Annotated in this window: 18 protein-coding genes; 9 read left to right on the forward strand and 9 right to left on the reverse strand. The window is 61.1% G+C overall.

All coding sequences use genetic code 11. The features are described 5' to 3' along the window. Positions 1 to 50 precede the first annotated feature (50 nt). Positions 51 to 725 carry a methionine ABC transporter permease gene (locus C5F71_RS13250; RefSeq protein WP_029290333.1) on the reverse strand — a complete coding sequence of 225 codons (675 nt, stop codon included), beginning with the start codon at positions 723 to 725 and terminating at the stop codon, positions 51 to 53. Continuing rightward, the gene (locus C5F71_RS13255; RefSeq protein ID WP_104911277.1) at positions 725 to 1,732 is read right to left on the reverse strand and encodes a methionine ABC transporter ATP-binding protein; all 1,008 of its coding nucleotides are present in this window, start codon (positions 1,730 to 1,732) and stop codon (positions 725 to 727) included. Before C5F71_RS13255 ends, C5F71_RS13250 begins: the two co-directional genes overlap by 1 nt. Positions 1,733 to 1,997: 265 nt before the next feature. On the opposite strand from C5F71_RS13255, the gene katE reads away from it, so the two are divergent. Beyond that, positions 1,998 to 4,139, forward strand: a complete 2,142-nt coding sequence (gene katE, locus C5F71_RS13260; RefSeq protein ID WP_029290337.1) for a catalase HPII — start codon at positions 1,998 to 2,000, stop codon at positions 4,137 to 4,139. 95 nt (positions 4,140 to 4,234) lie between these two features. On the opposite strand, the gene C5F71_RS13265 is transcribed toward katE, so the two are convergent. The 4 genes from C5F71_RS13265 to zur are packed head-to-tail and all read right to left on the reverse strand — an operon-like array spanning position 4,235 to position 7,037. Then, complete coding sequence (locus C5F71_RS13265; RefSeq protein ID WP_104911278.1) at positions 4,235 to 4,954, reverse strand: PA5502 family lipoprotein; 720 nt, start codon at positions 4,952 to 4,954, stop codon at positions 4,235 to 4,237. Positions 4,955 to 4,991: 37 nt separating this feature from the next. Then, the gene (znuB, locus tag C5F71_RS13270) at positions 4,992 to 5,780 is read right to left on the reverse strand and encodes a zinc ABC transporter permease subunit ZnuB (RefSeq protein ID WP_029290341.1); all 789 of its coding nucleotides are present in this window, start codon (positions 5,778 to 5,780) and stop codon (positions 4,992 to 4,994) included. Further along, on the reverse strand, positions 5,773 to 6,555 hold the full coding sequence (znuC, locus tag C5F71_RS13275; protein ID WP_029290343.1) for a zinc ABC transporter ATP-binding protein ZnuC: 783 nt from the start codon (positions 6,553 to 6,555) through the stop codon (positions 5,773 to 5,775). The genes znuB and znuC overlap by 8 nt, the downstream gene beginning before the upstream one ends. Then, the gene (zur, locus tag C5F71_RS13280) at positions 6,555 to 7,037 is read right to left on the reverse strand and encodes a zinc uptake transcriptional repressor Zur (protein ID WP_029290345.1); all 483 of its coding nucleotides are present in this window, start codon (positions 7,035 to 7,037) and stop codon (positions 6,555 to 6,557) included. The genes znuC and zur overlap by 1 nt, the downstream gene beginning before the upstream one ends. 58 nt (positions 7,038 to 7,095) lie before the next feature. Here zur and C5F71_RS13285 point away from each other — a divergent pair, with 58 nt between their 5' ends. Then, complete coding sequence (locus C5F71_RS13285; protein ID WP_104911279.1) at positions 7,096 to 8,025, forward strand: zinc ABC transporter substrate-binding protein ZnuA; 930 nt, start codon at positions 7,096 to 7,098, stop codon at positions 8,023 to 8,025. 107 nt (positions 8,026 to 8,132) lie between these two features. Here the strand turns inward: C5F71_RS13285 and C5F71_RS13290 are convergent, their stop codons facing one another. Both C5F71_RS13290 and C5F71_RS13295 read right to left on the reverse strand, forming a co-directional pair. Then, positions 8,133 to 9,086 (reverse strand): homoserine kinase, encoded by a 954-nt coding sequence (locus tag C5F71_RS13290; RefSeq protein ID WP_104911280.1) that lies wholly within the window; start codon positions 9,084 to 9,086, stop codon positions 8,133 to 8,135. A 56-nt stretch (positions 9,087 to 9,142) separates the two neighbouring features. Continuing rightward, positions 9,143 to 9,433: a DUF2782 domain-containing protein gene (locus C5F71_RS13295; RefSeq protein ID WP_104911281.1), complete on the reverse strand. Its 291-nt coding sequence runs from the start codon at positions 9,431 to 9,433 to the stop codon at positions 9,143 to 9,145. Between the two features lie 74 nt (positions 9,434 to 9,507). On the opposite strand from C5F71_RS13295, the gene polA reads away from it, so the two are divergent. Next, on the forward strand, positions 9,508 to 12,309 hold the full coding sequence (polA, locus tag C5F71_RS13300) for a DNA polymerase I (RefSeq protein ID WP_104911282.1): 2,802 nt from the start codon (positions 9,508 to 9,510) through the stop codon (positions 12,307 to 12,309). Between the two features lie 269 nt (positions 12,310 to 12,578). On the opposite strand, the gene yihA is transcribed toward polA, so the two are convergent. Further along, positions 12,579 to 13,220, reverse strand: a complete 642-nt coding sequence (gene yihA, locus C5F71_RS13305) for a ribosome biogenesis GTP-binding protein YihA/YsxC (RefSeq protein ID WP_029290354.1) — start codon at positions 13,218 to 13,220, stop codon at positions 12,579 to 12,581. A 192-nt stretch (positions 13,221 to 13,412) separates the two neighbouring features. Between yihA and C5F71_RS13310 the strand changes: the two genes are divergently transcribed. The 6 genes from C5F71_RS13310 (at position 13,413) to C5F71_RS13335 (ending at position 19,026) form a co-directional block, all read left to right on the forward strand. Beyond that, a complete protein-coding gene (locus tag C5F71_RS13310) occupies positions 13,413 to 13,703 on the forward strand; it encodes a cytochrome c5 family protein (RefSeq protein WP_104911283.1) in 291 nt (96 codons plus the stop codon). A gap of 46 nt (positions 13,704 to 13,749) precedes the next feature. Further along, on the forward strand, positions 13,750 to 14,370 hold the full coding sequence (locus C5F71_RS13315) for a cytochrome c (protein ID WP_104911284.1): 621 nt from the start codon (positions 13,750 to 13,752) through the stop codon (positions 14,368 to 14,370). Positions 14,371 to 14,557: 187 nt separating this feature from the next. After that, positions 14,558 to 15,193, forward strand: coding sequence for a thiol:disulfide interchange protein DsbA (gene dsbA, locus C5F71_RS13320; RefSeq protein ID WP_092232514.1), 636 nt, complete (start codon positions 14,558 to 14,560; stop codon positions 15,191 to 15,193). Positions 15,194 to 15,203: 10 nt separating this feature from the next. Then, positions 15,204 to 16,082, forward strand: coding sequence for an endonuclease/exonuclease/phosphatase family protein (locus C5F71_RS13325; RefSeq protein ID WP_029290363.1), 879 nt, complete (start codon positions 15,204 to 15,206; stop codon positions 16,080 to 16,082). Further along, positions 16,079 to 18,160, forward strand: coding sequence for a diguanylate cyclase (locus tag C5F71_RS13330; protein ID WP_104911285.1), 2,082 nt, complete (start codon positions 16,079 to 16,081; stop codon positions 18,158 to 18,160). The genes C5F71_RS13325 and C5F71_RS13330 overlap by 4 nt, the downstream gene beginning before the upstream one ends. A gap of 89 nt (positions 18,161 to 18,249) precedes the next feature. Further along, positions 18,250 to 19,026, forward strand: a complete 777-nt coding sequence (locus tag C5F71_RS13335; RefSeq protein WP_104911286.1) for an N-acetylmuramoyl-L-alanine amidase — start codon at positions 18,250 to 18,252, stop codon at positions 19,024 to 19,026. Positions 19,027 to 19,081: the final 55 nt, after the last annotated feature.

A 19,081-nucleotide genomic window follows, 5' to 3' on the forward strand; every position in this document is an offset into this window, starting at 1 on the left:
CCAACAAGCTCCTTGTTCGGGCATCTGCCGGCGGGCGCCGGTAATGGCCGTTATTTTCGAGAGTAGTGTGTCACCAGCTTATCGCCGATGGTTTGCAGAATTTGCACCAGCACAATCAACATCACCACGGTGACGACCATCACGTCATCCTGGAAACGCTGGTACCCATAACGGATCGCCAGGTCGCCCAGGCCGCCGGCACCTACTACGCCGGCCATGGCGGTGTAGCCCACCAGGGCAATGGCGGTCACGGTGATTGCCGCAATGATGCCCGGCTTTGCCTCGGGCAGCAGCGCCTTGGTGATGATCTGCCGGGTGGTCGCGCCCATGGCCTGGGTCGCCTCGATGATGCCGCGATCGACCTCGCGCAGGGCGGTTTCCACCAGCCGGGCGAAGAACGTCGAAGCGCCCACCACCAGCGGCGGAATCGCACCGGCCACGCCAAGCGACGTGCCCGTGAGGAATACCGTCGTCGGGATCATCACAATCAGCAGAATGATAAACGGCAAGGAGCGGATGGCGTTGACCACGAAGGCCAGGGCGGCATAGGTGGTTTTCTGTTCCAGCAACTGGCGTGGGCTGAACAGGAACAGCAGGATGCCCAGCGGCAGGCCCACCAGTACGGTGAAAAACAGCGAAGTGCTGAGCATCAACATGGTGTCGCTGGTGGCAACCCAGATATCAGCCCAGTCGACGTTGTCGAAATAATGCAGTAACACGTCCATTAACGCAGGACCTCCATGTGCACATCGGCTGCGGTAAAGCGTGCGAATGCCGCTTCCATGTCACCGCCGGTGATGGCCAGGGTCAGTTGCCCGTAAGGGGTATCTTTTATGTGGTCGATGCGACCGGCCAGGATGCTGTAGTCCACACCCGTTTCGCGGGCGACGGTACCCAGCAGGGGCGCGTAGGTCGCTTCGCCCTGGAACGTCAGGCGCACGATGCGGCCTGGTACATGGGCGAAGACGTCGCGCTGCTCGCCTTCATCGACCTGCTCGGCTTCCTGCACGAACCGTTTGGTGGTTGCGTGCGTGGGGTGCAGGAACACCTGGGCGACCGGGCCTTGCTCGACGATCACACCGGCATCCATCACCGCGACCTGGTCGCAGACACGACGGATCACGTCCATCTCGTGGGTGATCAACACGATCGTCAGGTTCAGCTCGCGGTTGATCTCGGCCAGCAGTTGCAGGACCGAGGCAGTGGTCTGCGGGTCAAGGGCGCTAGTGGCTTCGTCGCACAGCAGGATTTTTGGCTTGGTGGCCAGGGCGCGGGCGATGCCGACGCGCTGCTTCTGGCCGCCGGACAACTGCGCCGGGTACTTCTTGGCATGGTCGGACAGGCCAACCCGGTCCAGCAGTTCGGCCACGCGCGCATCGATCTCGCGGCGCGACAACTCACCGGCCAGGGTCAGCGGCAGCGCGACGTTGTCGGCGACGGTCTTGGAGGCCAGCAGGTTGAAGTGCTGGAAGATCATCCCGACCTGTTGCCGGAAACGGCGCAGGCCATTGGCATCCAGGGCGGTGACTTCTTCGCCGTCGACCTTGATCTGGCCGCCCGAAGGTTCTTCCAGGCGGTTTATCAGGCGCAGCAGAGTACTTTTTCCCGCACCAGAGTGGCCAATCAGGCCGAACACCTGGCCGTTCTCGAAGCGCAGGCTGGTGGGGTGCAGGGCGGGGATATCCTTACCGGCGACCCGGTAGGTTTTATGGACGTTATGAAACTCGATCACGTAGCGAACCTTGTGGGGCGCATTGAAAAGGGATCAGCGGTTAGCCGGGCGCGCATTTTAGCCTGTCCATCTAGTGTTTCTTAGCATTTATTTCGTATTCAACCAGCGATTTGGCAATAACGCGATCAAAGGTCATAAAAAAGGAACGGTCAAAAACCGTGTCAGTCACTACTTAAGCAACTCGATTTCCCGGGTGCCGTGCCCGGGGTTTTGCTCAAACGAGCCAGGGACCGCTCTGGCCTACGCAAACGAGGAGTTTTGTCTGATGAGTACCAAGAAACCTGCCCAAGCGCCCAAGAGCGAGCTTGCTGGCACCGATACCCTGGACCGTGGCAACACCAATGCCAAGCTGCAAAGCCTGGAAAAATCTCGCTCAGATGCCACTGGCCAGGCGCTGCGCACCAATCAGGGGGTGAAAATCTCCGACAACCAGAACACCTTGAAAGCCGGCGCACGCGGGCCTTCGCTGCTGGAAGATTTCATCATGCGTGAAAAGATCACGCACTTTGACCACGAGCGGATCCCGGAGCGCATCGTGCACGCCCGCGGCACCGGCGCCCATGGCTACTTCCAGACCTATGAAAACCACTCGGCGCTGACCAAGGCGGGTTTTTTGCGTGACCCTGGCCACAAAACCCCGGTGTTCACGCGTTTTTCCACGGTGCAGGGCCCACGTGGTTCGGGCGATACGGTGCGTGACGTGCGTGGTTTTGCCGTGAAGTTCTTCACCGAAGAAGGCAACTTCGACCTGGTGGGCAACAACATGCCGGTATTTTTCATTCAGGACGCGATTAAGTTTCCTGACTTCGTGCATGCGGTAAAACCTGAGCCGCACAACGAAATTCCTACGGGCGGCTCGGCCCACGACACGTTCTGGGATTTTGTCTCGCTGCAGCCGGAGTCGGCGCACATGGTGATCTGGGCGATGTCCGACCGCGCCATTCCAAAAAGCCTGCGCAGCATGCAGGGTTTTGGTGTGCATACGTTCCGCTTGGTCAATGCCGAGGGTAAGTCCAACTTCGTCAAATTCCACTGGCGGCCGACGGCGGGCACCTGTTCCCTGGTGTGGGACGAAGCGCAGAAACTGGCGGGTAAAGATACCGATTACCACCGTCGCGACCTGTGGGACGCCATCGAGATGGGCGATTACCCGGAGTGGGAACTGGGGGTGCAGATTATTCCCGAGGATAAGGAGCATGCCTTCGACTTCGATATCCTCGACCCGACCAAGCTGATTCCCGAAGAATTGGTGCCCATCACCCCGCTGGGCAAGATGGTGCTCAATCGCAACCCGGATAACTTCTTCGCGGAAGTCGAGCAGGTCGCCTTCTGCCCAGGCCATATCGTGCCGGGTATCGACTTCTCCAATGACCCGCTGCTGCAAGGTCGGTTGTTTTCCTACACCGATACGCAGATCAGCCGTCTAGGCGGGCCGAACTTTCACCAGTTGCCGATCAACCAGCCGGTGACGCCACTGCATAACAACCAGCGCGATGCCATGCACCGCAGCACCATCGACAAAGGCCGTGCGGCTTACGAGCCGAATTCCATCGACGGCGGCTGGCCGAAAGAAACGCCACCGGCCGCGCAGGACGGCGGTTTCGAGTCTTACCCGGAGCGCATCGACGCGCACAAAATCCGCGAGCGCAGTGAGTCATTCAGCGATCACTTTTCCCAGGCGCGGCTGTTTTTCAACAGCATGAGCAAGCACGAGCAGGAGCACATCATCGCGGCCTACAGCTTTGAGCTGGGCAAGGTCGAGCGTGAGTTTATCCGGGCGCGCCAGGTCAACGAGATCCTGGCCAACATCGACCTGGAGCTGGCCAAGCGCGTGGCGCAGAACCTGGGCCTGCCGGTGCCGAAAAAAGGCACCGTGCCCGTGCGCAAGACCGCGCCAGAGCGCTCGCCGGCCTTGAGCCAGGCCAACCTGCTGCCAGGGGGTATCAAGACGCGCAAGGTGGCGATCCTGGCGGCCAATGGTGTTGATGGTGCAGCCATCGCGGCGTTGAAAAAGGCGCTGGCCGCAGAAGGGGCCCATGCCAAGTTGCTTGGGCCGACCTCGGCGCCGGTCACCACGGCCGATGGCAAGAGCCTGGCGGTGGATGCTTCGATGGAAGGCTTGCCGTCAGTGGCATTCGACGCGGTGTTTGTGCCGGGTGGGGCGAAGTCGATCCAGGCTTTGAGCGGCGATGGCGTGGCGTTGCATTACCTGCTGGAGGCCTACAAGCATTTGAAGGCAATTGCCCTGGCCGGTGAGGCGAAGCAGTTGTTGGCGGTGTTGAAGCTGGAGGCGGATGCGGGCTTGATTGTTGGCGGGGATGCCAAGGCGTTGAAGGCGTTTATTGCGGCAATTGCCCAGCATCGAGTTTGGGAGCGCGAGCCTCGGGCCAAGGCGGTTCCGGCTTAAGTTTTTGGTTGTTTGATAGGGCGCCATCGCGGGCAAACCCGCTCCAACATTTGAAATGTATTTCAATGTGGGAGTGGGTTTGCCCGCGATTGGCGTCAGTCAGTTTTACGCGGAATCAGCACAACCTGCGCCGGAATATGCTTGAGGATCTGCCGGTGAATCTTCAGGTCATACCCTGAATCAATCCGCTTCACTCGCTTGCTCAACAGCGTGTTCAGCCACGGGTAATCCTCGGTGCGCGGCACCTGGATGCTCACATCACACTGGTAATTCACCACGTCGGTGGCGATGGCATCCAGTTGATGGCGCAATTGCTGAATATCCGTGAGGTTCAGCGCAACCGTGGTGCTTTCGGCAGCGGGGTCGATGACCTTCGCCGGTGGCTTGGCTTCGGCGGCCTTGAGGGCGGCTTCGGCTTTATCCAGCTCGGCTTTGCGCGCGTGAGCGATAGCGCTGTTGACTCCGCCCGTCAGCGCTGGCGCCTTGGGCATCAAGGCCCGGGCACGGCTCAAGGCAGTGGCGGCGGCGTTGACGTCACCTTTTTGCAGGACGATCTGGCTGCGCTGCAGATAGGCCTCGGCCAACTGGCGCTGATAAGGCTCCAGCGCCGGATCGTCGGGCGACTGGGCCTGCAGGGCGGCGAGTTGGTCTTCGGCGGTGGCCAGCTCGCTGCTGGCCAGGTTTTGTTCCAGCTGTGCAATGGCCGCAGCGCGCGCGTCCGGAACCTGGGGGGCGACGGGCGGGGTGCTTTGGCAGGCGCCCAGCAGCAGGGAAAATGCGGCAAGGAGCAGATAACGGGAGGTGAACGGCTTCATTCCTGCGACTCTCTAATTGCGCAAAAAGCGAGCAAGTCTACACCCCTCGACGGGGCAGGACAAAACTCAGCAGAAACAGTGCGGCGGCCGTGACCACAATCGACGGCCCGGCCGGGGTGTCCTTGAACCAGGACAGCGCCAGCCCACCACACACGGCAAGCATCCCCAGCAAACTGGCGCCGACCGCCATCTGTTCCGGTGAACGTGCATGACGCTGGGCAGCGGCGGCGGGGATGATCAACAGCGACGTGATCAACAATACGCCGACAATCTTCATTGCGACAGCAATCACCACGGCGATCAGCAACATCAGGGTCATGCGCAGCGCCGGTACGGGCAAGCCTTCGACGGTGGCCAGTTGTTCGTGCACGGTAATTGCCAGCAGCGGTCGCCACAGGGCCACCAGCAGGATCAATACCGCCGCGCTGCCGCCGAGAATCCAGGCCAGGTCCGTGGGGCTGATCGCCAGCAGGTCGCCGAACAGGTAGGCCATCAGGTCGATACGCACTTCATGCATAAAGCTCAGGACCACCAGGCCCAGGGACAGGGTGCTGGGTGCGAGGATCCCCAGCAGCGTGTCCGAAGCCAGGGGCTGGCGCTGTTGCAGGGTCACCAGCAGCACGGCGAGCAGCAGGCAGCCAACGGTCACGGCGATGGTCGGGCTGACGTCCAGCAAAAAGCCCAGGGCTACGCCGAGCAGGGCCGCGTGGGACAAGGTGTCGCCAAAGTAGGCCATGCGCCGCCAGACCACGAACGAACCCAGCGGGCCCGCCACCAGCGCCAAAGCCAAGCCTGCAAGCAGGGCGTAGAGCAGAAAATCAGCCATGCTTGCAGCTATCTCCGTGGACGTGGGTATGGGGAGCCGGATCGGCAACCACGGCGCCATGCAGGTCATGGGCGTGGTCGTGATGGTGGTGGTAAATCGCCAGGCTCTGGGCGTTCTTGCCGAACAGTTCGACGAAGGCCGGGTCGCCGCTGACCTGCTCCGGATGGCCGGAACAGCAGACGTGGCGGTTGAGGCATACCACCTGGTCGGTGGTGCTCATTACCAGGTGCAGGTCGTGGGAGACCATCAGCACGCCACAGCCGTGACGGTCGCGCAGGCGGGTAATCAGGCTGTAGAGCTCGGCCTGGCCGGCCACATCGACACCCTGTACCGGCTCATCGAGCACCAGCAGTTCAGGTTCGCGCAGCAGGGCACGAGCCAGCAGGACGCGCTGCATTTCGCCACCGGAGATGCTTTGTACCGGGCTGTCGATGACCTGCTCGGCCCCGACTTCCTTGAGCGCAGCCAGGGCGCGGGCGCGATCCACGCCGGGTACCAGGCGCAAAAAGCGCAGCACTGAAAGCGGCAAGGTCGGGTCGACGTGCAGTTTCTGCGGCATATAGCCGATGCGCAGCTTGGGCTTGCGCCAGACACTGCCGCTGTCGGGCTTGAGCAGGCCCAGCACGGCACGCACCAGGGTGGTCTTGCCGGCGCCGTTGGGGCCGATCAGGGTAACGATCTGCCCCGGTTCGACGCTCAGGTGAATGTTGTCCAGCACGTTCTGGCCGGCGAACGTGACGCCGACCTGCTCCAGGCGGATTAGCGCAGTGCTCATCAAGCCCCCTGGCAGCCCGAGCAGATGCCTACTACTTCGACGGTCTGCCCTTCGACTCGGAAGCCCACATCGCCGGCACTCTTGATGATCGCGTCGCTGATGCTTTTTTGTTCAAGCTCGATGGCGGCGTGGCATTCACGGCAGATCAGGAACTGGCCCTGGTGCGCGTGTTCCGGGTGGTTGCAGCCGACAAAGGCGTTTAGCGAGGCGATACGGTGCACCAGGCCGTTTTCCAGCAGGAAGTCCAGCGCACGGTACACCGTCGGCGGCGCGGCGCGGCGGCCATCCTGCTCGCTGAGCACGCCGAGAATGTCGTAGGCACCCAGGGGTTTGTGGCTCTGCCACACCAGTTCCAGCACCCGCCGGCGCAGGGCCGTCAGGCGCAGGCCTTGGCGTGCGCACAGGGCGTCGGCCTCTGACAGTGCGTTGTGGACGCAGTGAGAGTGGTCGTGGGGACGGCTGGCAAGCGGTGTTTTAGGCATGAGCGGCGACAGATATTTGTGAGAGACGTTATTATGTTACCCGTTCCTGCTGACTTGAGTGCTCATCGTGTCCCGACTTTTTGCCGTTTTTGTCGTATTTGTCACCAGTTTATGGATTGCCGGGGCTGCCCAGGCCGAGGTTCGGGTGCTGACCAGCATCAAGCCCTTGCAGCTGATTGCCGCCGCTGTGCAGGACGGGGTGGCGGTTCCAGAGGTGTTATTGCCGCCGGGAGCCTCGCCCCATAACTATGCATTGCGACCATCCGACGTACGGCGTGTGCAATCGGTGGATCTGCTGTACTGGATCGGTCCGGACATGGAAGGCTTCCTGCCTCGGGTGCTCAAGGGGCGCCACTTGCCGACATTCGCGGTGCAGGAGTTGCCGGGGCTCAAACTGCGTCATTTCGCCGAAGATAATCACTCCCATGGCGAAGAAGCCGACGACCATGATCACGATCATCGTCCGGGAAGCCTGGATGCTCACCTGTGGTTGTCACCGGTCAATGCGCGGGTGATTGCTACAAAAATGGCTGCGGACTTGAGCGCAGCCGATCCGGCCAACGCGGCGCGCTACCAGAGCAACCTGCAGGGGTTCAACGCTCGCCTGGATGCCCTGGATGTGCGCCTCAAGGCGCGCCTGGCGGGTATCGCCGGCAAGCCTTACTTCGTGTTCCACGAAGCCTTTGACTACTTTGAAGATGCCTATGGCCTCAAGCATACCGGCGTATTCAGCGTGGCCGCCGAAGTGCAACCCGGCGCCCAACATGTGGCGGCGATGCGCACGCGCTTGCAGGAAGTGGGCAAGACCTGTGTGTTCAGCGAGCCGCCATTGCGCCCGCGCCTGGCCGAGACCCTGGTGGCAGGCCTGCCGGTGAAACTGGCGGAATTGGATGCCCTGGGCGGCTACACTCCAGCAACCGCTCAAGGCTATGAACAGTTGCTGGAAAAGCTGGGCAATGATTTGGCAGGGTGCCTGGAGTCACTGTAGGCACAGCGCCAAACCAATGTGGGAGCGGGCTTGCTCGCGAATGCGGTGTGTCAGTCACCCGCTACTTGGCTGACACACCGCATTCGCGAGCAAGCCCGCTCCCACATTTAGAGGGCGAGCGGCAGTTGGAGAGTGACCTGCTGGCGCTGCTCCAGCCGTTGCTGGAATTCCACGGGGTCGTGAATCAACACGTCCTGCCCGGCAAATGTCTCGGCTGCAATCAGGCGTGACAGCCAGAACCGCACACAGGCCACGCGCAACATCGTCGGCCACAGTTCGGCTTCCCCGGTGCTGAACGGCCGCAGTGCCGCGTAGGCCCCCAGCAGCGCCCGGGCGCGGTGGCCGTCAATCACCCCAGCTTCGTCCGAGCACCAGTCATTCAGGGCAATCGCCACGTCGTACAGCATCGGGCCGGAGCACGCGTTGTAGAAGTCGATCAGCCCGGTCAGGTGGGTGCCTTCGAACATTGCGTTGTCGCGAAACAGGTCGGCGTGAATGTTGGCGCGGGGCAGCGTGAGGATGTGTGCCTTGTGCTGCTGGATTTCATCCAGGGCCGCTTGCAGCAGGCGCTGTTGCTCAGCATCGAGGTGCGAGATCAGTTGCGCACCTTCGTCGAGCATCCAATCCAGCCCGCGATCGGTCTTGCGCTCCAGCACCTTGTCGCCCTGGGTGGCCAGGTGCAGGTGAGCGAGCAGTTCACCCACTTGCACGCAATGCTGGGCGTTGGCGTGCTTGATGTGCTTGCCGGCAAGGCGCGGTTGCAGCAGCGCCGGCTTGCCTGCCAATTCGCGCAGGGCCGCGCCGTCGGTGGTGCGCAGGGCGTAAGGCACCGGCAGGTCGGCGTCGTGGAGTACGTCCAGCAGTTCGATGAAGAACGGCATTTCGTCCACGGGGCCGCGCTCAACCAGGGTCAGGACAAATTCGCCCTGCTCCAGGCTGATAAAGAAGTTGGTGTTTTCGCTACCCGCGGCAATCCCCTGGAAATCGAGCAGGCGGCCGAGCCCATAAGGGGCGAGAAAGGTTTCCAGCTCGGGCCGAGCCAGGGGGGTGAACACAGACATGGTTAAAACTGCCATTACGGGCGCCGCGGGCCGCAGCGCCGATTGAAATTAAGAAATCATTTCCATTCGAAGATCTTCCATGAAGGGATCAGCATATCCGGCTGGTCCGAGCGGATGAAGTTCGCATCGGTTCCGTCCGCGCGCACCAGGAAATACGGGGGCGCGCCTTTCGGGGTTACCTTGATCGCATACAGGAAGCCATTTTGACGGTATTCCTGGATGGTCTTGTCGCCTTCCGTGCGAATGGTGACTTGCGGGTCCCCCGAGGGAGCGTCGTCTGCCGCCATGGCAGCCATCGGAGCGAGTGCAATCAAGCCGGTCAACAGCAGGCGATTGAATGTGCGCATGATAACCTTGTCCCTTTGTTGTCATTGGTCCGGCTATTCTAGCGCCTGACCCGCCGAAAAGGTTGATCCTGCTCATGAGCCAAGCCCCCCTCGTCCTGGTGGACGGTTCTTCATATCTGTACCGCGCCTTCCACGCGCTGCCGCCGCTGACCACGTCCAAAGGCCTGCCGACCGGTGCGGTCAAGGGCGTGCTGAACATGCTCAAAAGCCTGCGCAAGCAGTACCCGGACAGCCCGTTCGCGGTGGTGTTCGACGCCAAGGGTGGGACATTTCGCGATGACATGTACGCCGAATACAAAGCCAACCGCCCGAGCATGCCCGATGACATGCGCGTGCAGATCGAGCCGCTGCACCAGAGCGTAATTGCCCTGGGCTTCCCGCTGCTGTGCGTCGAAGGCGTTGAAGCGGACGATGTGATCGGCACCCTGGCCCGCAGCAGCGCGGCCGCTGACCGCCCGGTGGTGATCTCTACCGGCGACAAGGACATGGCGCAATTGGTCGATGGGCACATTACCTTGGTCAACACCATGACCGGTAGTGCAATGGACATCGACGGCGTTAAGGAGAAATTCGGCGTCGCTCCCGAGCAGATCATCGATTATCTGGCGCTGATGGGCGATTCCTCCGACAACATCCCTGGCGTTCCGGGGATTGGTCCTAAGACTGCTTCGGGTTTGCTGGTGGGTGTGAACGGCGGCCTTAAAGAGCTTTACGAGCAGCTCGACATTGTCCCGACCTTGCCGATCCGTGGGGCCAAGACCCTGCCGGCCAAGTTGGAAGAACACAAAGAGATGGCATTCCTGTCTTACCAGTTGGCGACCATCAAGGTCGACGTGCCACTGGAGGTTGGCCTGGAAGACTTGCACTTGATCGAGCCTGATCGTGAAAAGCTGCTGGAGCTGTACACCCTGCTGGAGTTCAAGAGCTGGATCGATGAGATTCAGCGCGATGCCAAGCGGGTCGAGCTTAAAGCGGCTGCCGACGTAGCATCGGTGCAGCCTTCGGCTGAGCCTGAGGCCGCAAAGACGCTGGCCCCGGTCGAAGCGCAGTACGAAACCATCCTCGACCAGGCCCGTTTTGACGTGTGGCTGAAGAAGCTCAATGACGCCAAGCTGATTGCCTTCGATACCGAAACCACCGGTGTCGATGCCCAGCAGGCGCAGCTGGTAGGGGTTTCGTTTGCGGTACAGGCCAATGAAGCGGCCTACATTGCGCTGACCCACTCCTACATCGGCGTACCTGAGCAACTGGATCGCGATACGGTACTGCTGGCCTTGAAGCCGCTGCTGGAAGACCCGCAAAAGCTCAAGGTGGGCCAGCACGCCAAGTTCGACATGAATATCCTGGCCAATTGCGCCATCGGCGGCGACCCGGCACACGGCATCACCGTGCGCGGCATCGCCTTCGACACCATGCTCGAATCCTATGTGCTGAACTCCACCGCGACCCGTCACGACATGGACAGCCTGGCCAAGAAGTACCTGGAGCATGACACCGTCAGCTTCCAGGACATTGCCGGCAAGGGCGCCAAGCAACTCACGTTCGACCAGATCCCCCTGGAACAGGCAGGCCCCTACGCGGCTGAAGATGCCGATGTGACCCTGCGCCTGCACTTGGCCTTGCACGCACAACTCGCTGCGCTGCCGAGCCTGGCCAGTGTGTTGACGGATATCGAGATGCCGTTGGTGCCGGTGCTGGCGCGGATTGAGCGCCAGGGTGCCTTGGTCGATGCCGCGCTGCTGGGCGTGCAAAGCATCGAGCTGGGCAACAAGATGGTGGAACTGGAGCGCCAGGCGTATGAGATCGCCGGCGAGGAGTTCAACCTGGGTTCACCCAAGCAGTTGGGGGCGATCCTCTACGAAAAGCTCGGTCTGCCGGTATTGAAGAAAACCGGCAAGGGCCAGGCCTCGACCGCCGAGGAAGTCTTGGCCAAGCTGGCTGAAGATGACTTCCCGCTGCCTAAGGTACTGATGCAGTACCGTAGCATGAGCAAACTCAAAAGCACCTACACCGACCGCTTGCCAGAGCAGATCAACCCACGTACCGGGCGGATCCACACCTCTTACCACCAGGCCGTGGCGGCCACCGGGCGCTTGTCGTCCAGTGATCCGAACCTGCAGAACATTCCGGTGCGCACCGCCGAAGGCCGGCGGATCCGCCAGGCATTCGTCGCGCCCAAGGGCTACAAGTTGTTGGCGGCGGACTATTCGCAGATCGAACTGCGGATCATGGCGCACTTGTCCAAGGACGAGGGCTTGCTGAACGCGTTCCGCGACAACCTCGATGTGCACACGGCCACGGCGGCCGAGGTGTTCAAGGTCGAGTTGGGCGAGGTCACATCCGATCAACGCCGCAGCGCCAAGGCGATCAACTTCGGCCTGATCTACGGTATGGGCGCGCAGAAGCTGGGCAAGGATATCGGTGTCGATACCAAGACCGCCAAGGCTTATATCGATGTGTATTTCGCTCGCTACCCAGGCGTGCGCGAGTATATGGAGCGCACCCGCGCCCAGGCTTCCGATCAGGGTTACGTGGAAACCCTGTTCGGGCGCCGGCTGTACCTGCCGGACATCCACTCCAACAAACCCCAGGAGCGCGCGGGCGCCGAACGTACCGCGATCAACGCGCCGATGCAGGGCACGGCCGCCGATATCATCAAGAAAGCGATGGTCAAGGTTGACAGCTGGCTGACGGAGTCGGGGCTGGACGCCAAGGTCATCCTGCAGGTGCACGATGAATTGGTGGTCGAGGTCCGTGAAGACCTGGTGGCTGAAGTCAGCGAGAAGATTCGTGAGCACATGAGTGGTGCTGCGAAACTGGATGTGCCGCTGCTGGTTGAGGTTGGGGTGGGGAATAACTGGGACGAGGCGCATTGATCACAGGGCGTTGCTGCGGCATCAAGTCGCAGCGACGCCTATAGATCGGAAACTGCCGACAGTTATTTCCAATAGTTTTCCCGGGCACCGGAACTTAACCCATGAAAAGTCACTCAGAGTTACTGAATGGGTGGTGAAGCCCTTCAATGCTCCTATGTTGTGTTAAGTGTTGGCAGATATCTGGACCCCGCCCTAGCGGTCCGGAGTACTTAGATCCCGAACTTCCCCTCCCCATACGAAGTTCGGGATTTTTTTTGCCCGCAACAAAGTCACTCGGCGATTTCTGTGCCCTTGTCGGCCAATTCCATCCAGCCTGCCAGTACGGTATAGGCGTCTTCCAGGCCCATGCGCTTGGGCGCCGAGAACAGCTGGATCGTGATCGCATCACCCCAACCCTTACGGATTTCGGCCTGCACTTTGAGCAAGGTGTTCTTGGCGGCGCCGTAGGTCAGCTTGTCGGCCTTGGTCAGCAAAATGTGCATCGGCATGCCGCTGGCAACCGCCCAATCGAGCATCAGCAGGTCGAAATCGGTCATTGGATGACGGATGTCCATCATCAGGATCAGACCTTTCAGGCTTTCGCGGCCACCCAGGTAGGCTTCCAGGTGACGCTGCCAGTGCAGCTTCAGTGGGATAGGTACTTTCGCGTAACCGTAGCCCGGCAGGTCGACCAGACGCCGATCATCGTCTAGCTTGAAGAAGTTGAGGAGCTGTGTGCGACCTGGGGTTTTCGAGGTACGAGCCAGGCTGGCATGGGTCAGGGTGTTGAGTGCGCTGGACTTGCCAGCGTTGGAGCGCCCGGCGAAGGCCACTTCAAAGCCTTCGTCGTCGGGGCATTGGTCGACTTTGGCGGCGCTGAGCATGAAGGTGGACTGTTGGCACAGACCGAGGATGGGGTTCTTGAGTTGCATGGGATTTCCGATGTGGGCGGTGCCGGGAATGGGTGCGGCAAGTAGTGTCGTTCCCGTTTCAGTAGCGCCAGTATATAATGCCGCAGATTTTGTGTGTGCTTTGTCCCAGCGAAGGATGAAGTTCACGGGAGCGATAGACCTTTATTGCGCATTAGAACGCATAACGCTTCCAAACCCTGAAAAGGTCGACGTATGACCAAGTGGCTGCTAGCTGTCGGTGTCCTGGTACCACTTTACAGTGCGCAGGCTACACAGGATCCGGAAGCTATGTACAACCGCGTTTGCGCGGCTTGCCATGCCGGACAGCTGCCAACGGCCCCCAAGCGGGGTGACCAGGCAGCCTGGGCGCCGAGACTGGCGCAAGGCATGGATACGCTGGTGCAGCACGTGACCCAGGGTTTCAAGGCGATGCCGTCGCGTGGTTTGTGCATGGAATGCCGTGCCGAGGATTACCAGGCCATCATTATTTTGATGAGCGAGTAGACCCGGTTCATAACTCTATAACCTTTAGCCGTAATTGGATTAGCTGATGAACAAATTGATCGTGAGTCTGCTGTTGACCTTGGGCATCACTGGTGTTGCCCATGCTGCAGGTGACGCTACTGCTGGCCAGACAAAGGCCGCTGTATGTGGTGCCTGCCATGGACCGGACGGCAACAGCCCGGCGCCCAACTTTCCAAAGCTGGCGGGCCAGGGTGAGAGATACCTGAAGAAGCAGATGCACGACATCAAGGATGGCAAGCGAACGGTCCTGGAAATGACCGGCATGCTGACCAACCTCACCGATCAGGATCTGGATGATATCGCCGCATATTTCGCCAGCCAGACCGGCAGTGTGGGTGCTGCCGATAAAGCGTTGGTCGAGCGCGGCGAAGCACTCTTCCGTGGCGGCAACCTGGAAAAAGGCCTGCCTGCCTGTACCGGCTGCCACTCCCCGGATGGTTCGGGTAACGCTGCAGCAGGCTTCCCGCACCTGGGTGGCCAGCACGCCCAGTACATTGCCAAGCAACTGACGGATTTCCGTAAGGAAGACCCTACAGTCGGTCGCAGCAACGATGGCGATGCCATGACCATGCGCACCATCGCCCGCAAACTGAGCGACGAAGACATTGCTGCGGTATCCAGCTACATCCAGGGGTTGCATAAGTAAGGCGCAGATGGCCTGAGGTTGCCTGGGCAACGTTAACGCTCGATTAATCTGTCGATGCAAGCATAAAAAGGGTGGCTTAGGCCGCCCTTTTTTGTGGTCGCTACCGTTACACTAACGAACTCATGCCCGTGTAGACCTGTCATAAAAAAGGTCGCGCGAGGCGACTTTATTTGTCCAGGAGTAAAGCATGCGTAATCTGATCCTCAGCGCCGCTCTCGTCAGTGCCAGCCTGTTCGGCATGACCGCCCAAGCCGCCGACGTGCCGCTTGAAGCGGGTAAGACCTATGTTGAATTGGCCAATCCGGTACCGGTTGCGGTGCCGGGCAAGATCGAAGTCGTAGAGCTGTTCTGGTATGGCTGCCCGCATTGCTATTCCTTTGAGCCAACCATCAATCCCTGGGCCGAGAAGCTGCCGTCGGACGTGAACTTCAAGCGCATTCCTGCCATGTTCGGCGGTCCTTGGGACGCCCACGGCCAGATGTTCCTGACCCTGGAAGCCATGGGTGTAGAGCACAAGGTCCACAATGCCGTGTTCGAAGCTATCCAGAAGGATCGCAAGCCGCTGACCAAGCCTGATCAAATGGCCGACTTCCTCGCCACCCAGGGCGTAGACAAGGACAAGTTCCTCGCCACGTTCAACTCCTTCGCTATCCAGGGCCAGATCAAGCAGGCCAAGGAACTCGCGCAGAAATACGGCGTGCAAGGCGTTCCAACCCTGATCGTCAACGGCAAATACCGCTTTGACCTCGGCTCTACCGGTGGTCCTGAAGCGACCCTCAACGTTGCCGACCAGTTGATCGCCAAAGAGCGCGCAGCCAAGTAAGGGGCTCGCCATGCGTCGCTGGGGTACAGAACGCGTCGTTGGCCTGCATGATCCGCAGGTCAACGAACACCATCTCACGTCCACCGGCCTGCCGGCGGACAGCCGGCTGCGCTTGCTGAGCTTCAATATCCAGGTTGGCATCAGCACCGAGAAGTACCGTCATTACCTGACCCGTGGCTGGCAGCATTTGCTGCCCCACACGGGGCGGGCCGGCAATCTGCAAAAGATTGGCGACCTGCTGGGCGACTTCGACCTGGTGGCGCTGCAGGAGGCCGATGGCGGCAGCCTGCGTTCGGGCTACATCAATCAAGTCGAGCATCTGGCCCAGCTCGGTGCATTCCCCTACTGGTACCAGCAACTCAATCGCAACCTCGGTCGTTTGGGCCAGCACAGCAATGGTGTGCTCAGCCGCTTGAAGCCGTGGGCGATCGAGGATCACCCGCTGCCCGGCCCAAAAGGGCGTGGGGCAATTCTCGTGCGTTTTGGCGAAGGGCCCGAGGCGCTCGTGGTGGTCATGATGCACCTGGCGCTGGGGGCGCGTACCCGGACCATGCAGTTGGCCTATATCCGTGAGCTGATTGGCGATTACAAACACCAGGTGCTGATGGGGGACATGAACACCCACGCCAGTGACCTGTTGGAGAATTCTCCGTTGCGCGACCTCGGGCTGCTGGCGCCACAGGTCGAAGCCACTTTCCCCAGCTGGCGCCCGCAACGTTGTCTTGACCACATCCTGTTAAGCCCGACCTTGACCCTGGAAAGCGTGCAGGTACTGGCCCAGCCCATTTCCGATCACCTGCCGGTCGCGGTAGAGATTCGTCTGCCGGGTTCGCTCACGGCTGATGCATTACCCGCGTTGAGCCCCGGCCCTCGCGGATCCCTTGCATGAGCGACGAAGCCCAGCGCTGGAAAGAGAAATACCTGTTAAGCATCGAGCAACAAGAAAAGCTCGAACGCCGTTGGGCTGCGCGCCTCGACTTGCTGCGCCGTGGGCTGGTGCGCAGCACGCTGGCGGCCGAAGGCACGGACCGGGCGGTCGACCAGTGTATGAAAGAGATGCGCGATGTGGTGCGCAGCGATGACATGGACGCCGCGCTCGCCGCCCTGTTGCCACGCCTGGAAAAGGCCGTACTGGACTCCGAGCAGCGCCGTGAAACGCGGGTTGATCAGATCAGTACGGCGCTGACCGCGCTGGTTGCGCAACTGCAGGCGCTGCCCTTGCCGCGGGAAGTCAGCCGCCCGCTGAAGAGTTTCGCCAAGCAGTTGGACAGCCGCGTCGGCCAGGCGCGGGAAATCCCCCTGCTGCTCAGTGAGTTGAGCGGGCTTCAAGGGCAGGCCCTGAGTAATCTTGAGTCGGATGACGAACCTGCTCGGCCAGGCCTGTTGCAGCGCCTGTTTGGTGGCAAGGAGGCGGGTACAGAGGTAGCGCCGGCTGAGCCTGCTGTTTCCCCGGTCTCCCGGCCCGCCCCTGCGGTAGAAACCAGTCCGGCCGCCCAGGCCGTTGAGGATGCGCCCGAGCTGGCACAGGCGCTGCGTGCTTTTGCACCTCAAGCACAGGCACCGCAGCAGCCAGTGCCGGAGGCTGCGCCTGCGGCGCTGACCGTTGCGCCCGAGATTGATATCGAGGAGCGCGTGGCAGCACCGCCGCAGGCTGCTACGACCCGGTTATTGCCCGTTGAGATGCCTGCCGCGGCCTTGGAAACACAGGAGCCGCGCCAGCCCGCCGAAGTCATTCTCGCCCCGCCGCCTGAACCTGCGCTTGCAGTGGTTGCGGCGCCCCAGGCCCTGCCAGAGGCGCCGCAACCGACGGCGATCGGCAGCCTGTCGTTGCCGCCGGTGCTGGAGGATGAATCGGCGGAGGTTGACCCTGACGCGATGGATGGCGAGGTGCTGTACGCCCTGCCCGACTCGCCAGAGCCATCCTACAGTTCCGTCGCCAAGCATATCGAAGACACCCTGCTCGGCCTGTTGGGCGACCTCGACCTGCCCGAGCACCATCGACCCCAGGCCGAAGCCATGCGCGAACGCCTGGCCCATGGGTTGAACTGGTACGAATTGCTGCCGATCCTCGATGACCTGGCGGTATTGATGCTGGCTATTACCGATAGCGGCCAGCATGAATTCGAGGCCTACCTCAAGCGTCTCAACGAGCGGCTGGAGGCCTTCCAGAGCAATCTGCAAGCGGCCAGCGACGGGCACGCCGACAGCCGCAGCGCCGCGCGCGAGATGGATACGCAAATCCGTGAGCAGATGGATGGCTTGCAAAGCAGTGTCCAGGAAGCGGCTGACCTCGATGACCTCAAGCAAGTGTTGGAGAGTCATCTTGAGGGGCTGCTGGGCGCGATGGACGAGCATCAAAAGCAGCGTGACCAGCGCGAACATGAAGTGGCCGCACGGCTGCAGGGCTTGGCCGAGCGCGTGGCGAGCATGGAGCAGGAGGCCCAGGGTTATCGTGATCATCTCGAGGTCCAGCGCCAGAAAGCGCTGATCGACCCGCTCACCGGCTTGCCCAATCGTGCGGCCTGGAGCGAACGCCTGGAGTACGAGGTCAATACCTGGCATCAACAGGGCAACAGTCTGTCACTGGCGATGCTGGACCTTGACCACTTCAAGCGCATCAACGACAGCTACGGCCATTTGGCGGGCGACAAGGTGTTGAAGATCATCGCCAATGTATTGAACAAACGCCTGCGGCCGACGGATTTCATCGCGCGGTTTGGCGGTGAGGAGTTTGTCCTGCTGATGCCGGATTCGGCGCTGGGCGATGCGCTGGAACTGGGCGAGCGCCTGCGTGCAGCGATCGAGGCGTGCCCGTTTCACTTCAAGGGCGAGCGGGTGACCATCACCATGTCCATCGGCATGGCGCAGTTTCAGCCGGGCGAGCGCAGCGACCTGGCACTCAAGCGTGCAGACGAAGCCTTGTATCGGGCCAAGGCGGCGGGACGCAATCAGGTGCAGGCGGCCTGAAAAGTTGTTCCATTTTGTAAGCCTGCCGCTGAACGGCAAACGGTACGTTACACTGTTGCATTATCGTCTTTAGCGTACTGTCTGTTGCCATGAAATTTCTCGTTGCTGCTCTTCTGTCCCTCACCCTCGCCGGCTGTGCGAGTGGCCCGCGTCTGGATACCACCCACCCTTCGGTGAACTTCGATAACCGTATCCAGTTCGTCGTGCTGCACTACACCGCGACCAACCTTCAAGGTTCGCTGGCGCTATTGACCAAAGGCCAGGTCAGCAGCCACTACCTGATTGGCGACGACGCCCGTGCGACCATCTATAAACTGGTGGATGAGGACAAGCGCTCCTGGCATGCCGGGGAAAGTGAATGGATGGGGCGTACCTGGCTCAACTCCAGCTCCATTGGTATCGAGATCGTCAACCCGGGCTACCGCGATACGCCCACCGGGCGCGTCTGGTATCCCTACTCCGAAGCGCAGGTCCAGTCCCTGGTGACCTTGCTCAAGGACATCAGCCAGCGCAACCGGATCAACCCTAAGTTCATTATTGGGCATAGCGATATCGCCCCCGGTCGTAAACTTGATCCGGGCCCCTTGTTCCCGTGGAAGCGCCTGGCGGATGAAGGCTTGGGGGTCTGGCCCGAGGCCCAGGCGGTCGCGCGGTATCAGGCCGAGTACGCCAGGCAACTGCCAAGCATTACCTGGTTCCAGGAAGAGTTGGCACGCCTGGGGTATTCCACGCCGCAGACCGGCGAGCTGGATGTGGCGACTCGGCGTGTGCTAGCCGCGTTCCAGATGCGCTTCCGGCCGGCCCTGTACGACGGCACGCCGGATGCGCAAAGCGCAGCGATCCTGCGGGTGTTGAACCACCGCTAAGTGGGGTTGTTGACTAGGGGGTTAGTCCCTCGCTGTGCTGCGTAGCGCCCCAAAC

The organism is Pseudomonas sp. LG1D9 (assembly GCF_002949995.1).
GTDB lineage: Bacteria > Pseudomonadota > Gammaproteobacteria > Pseudomonadales > Pseudomonadaceae > Aquipseudomonas > Aquipseudomonas proteolytica.

Bases quoted from the DNA above. Each gene is read 5' to 3' on its own strand.
- dsbA (WP_092232514.1), top strand. From the start codon at position 14,558: ATGCGTAATCTGATCCTCAGCGCCGCTCTCGTCAGTGCCAGCCTGTTC.
- yihA (WP_029290354.1), bottom strand. From the start codon at position 13,220: ATGCAACTCAAGAACCCCATCCTCGGTCTGTGCCAACAGTCCACCTTC.
- C5F71_RS13295 (WP_104911281.1), bottom strand. From the start codon at position 9,433: ATGCGCACATTCAATCGCCTGCTGTTGACCGGCTTGATTGCACTCGCT.
- C5F71_RS13315 (WP_104911284.1), top strand. From the start codon at position 13,750: ATGAACAAATTGATCGTGAGTCTGCTGTTGACCTTGGGCATCACTGGT.
- katE (WP_029290337.1), top strand. From the start codon at position 1,998: ATGAGTACCAAGAAACCTGCCCAAGCGCCCAAGAGCGAGCTTGCTGGC.
- C5F71_RS13310 (WP_104911283.1), top strand. From the start codon at position 13,413: ATGACCAAGTGGCTGCTAGCTGTCGGTGTCCTGGTACCACTTTACAGT.
- C5F71_RS13290 (WP_104911280.1), bottom strand. From the start codon at position 9,086: ATGTCTGTGTTCACCCCCCTGGCTCGGCCCGAGCTGGAAACCTTTCTC.
- zur (WP_029290345.1), bottom strand. From the start codon at position 7,037: ATGCCTAAAACACCGCTTGCCAGCCGTCCCCACGACCACTCTCACTGC.
- znuC (WP_029290343.1), bottom strand. From the start codon at position 6,555: ATGAGCACTGCGCTAATCCGCCTGGAGCAGGTCGGCGTCACGTTCGCC.
- C5F71_RS13335 (WP_104911286.1), top strand. From the start codon at position 18,250: ATGAAATTTCTCGTTGCTGCTCTTCTGTCCCTCACCCTCGCCGGCTGT.
- C5F71_RS13330 (WP_104911285.1), top strand. From the start codon at position 16,079: ATGAGCGACGAAGCCCAGCGCTGGAAAGAGAAATACCTGTTAAGCATC.
- znuB (WP_029290341.1), bottom strand. From the start codon at position 5,780: ATGGCTGATTTTCTGCTCTACGCCCTGCTTGCAGGCTTGGCTTTGGCG.
- C5F71_RS13250 (WP_029290333.1), bottom strand. From the start codon at position 725: ATGGACGTGTTACTGCATTATTTCGACAACGTCGACTGGGCTGATATC.
- C5F71_RS13265 (WP_104911278.1), bottom strand. From the start codon at position 4,954: ATGAAGCCGTTCACCTCCCGTTATCTGCTCCTTGCCGCATTTTCCCTG.
- polA (WP_104911282.1), top strand. From the start codon at position 9,508: ATGAGCCAAGCCCCCCTCGTCCTGGTGGACGGTTCTTCATATCTGTAC.
- C5F71_RS13325 (WP_029290363.1), top strand. From the start codon at position 15,204: ATGCGTCGCTGGGGTACAGAACGCGTCGTTGGCCTGCATGATCCGCAG.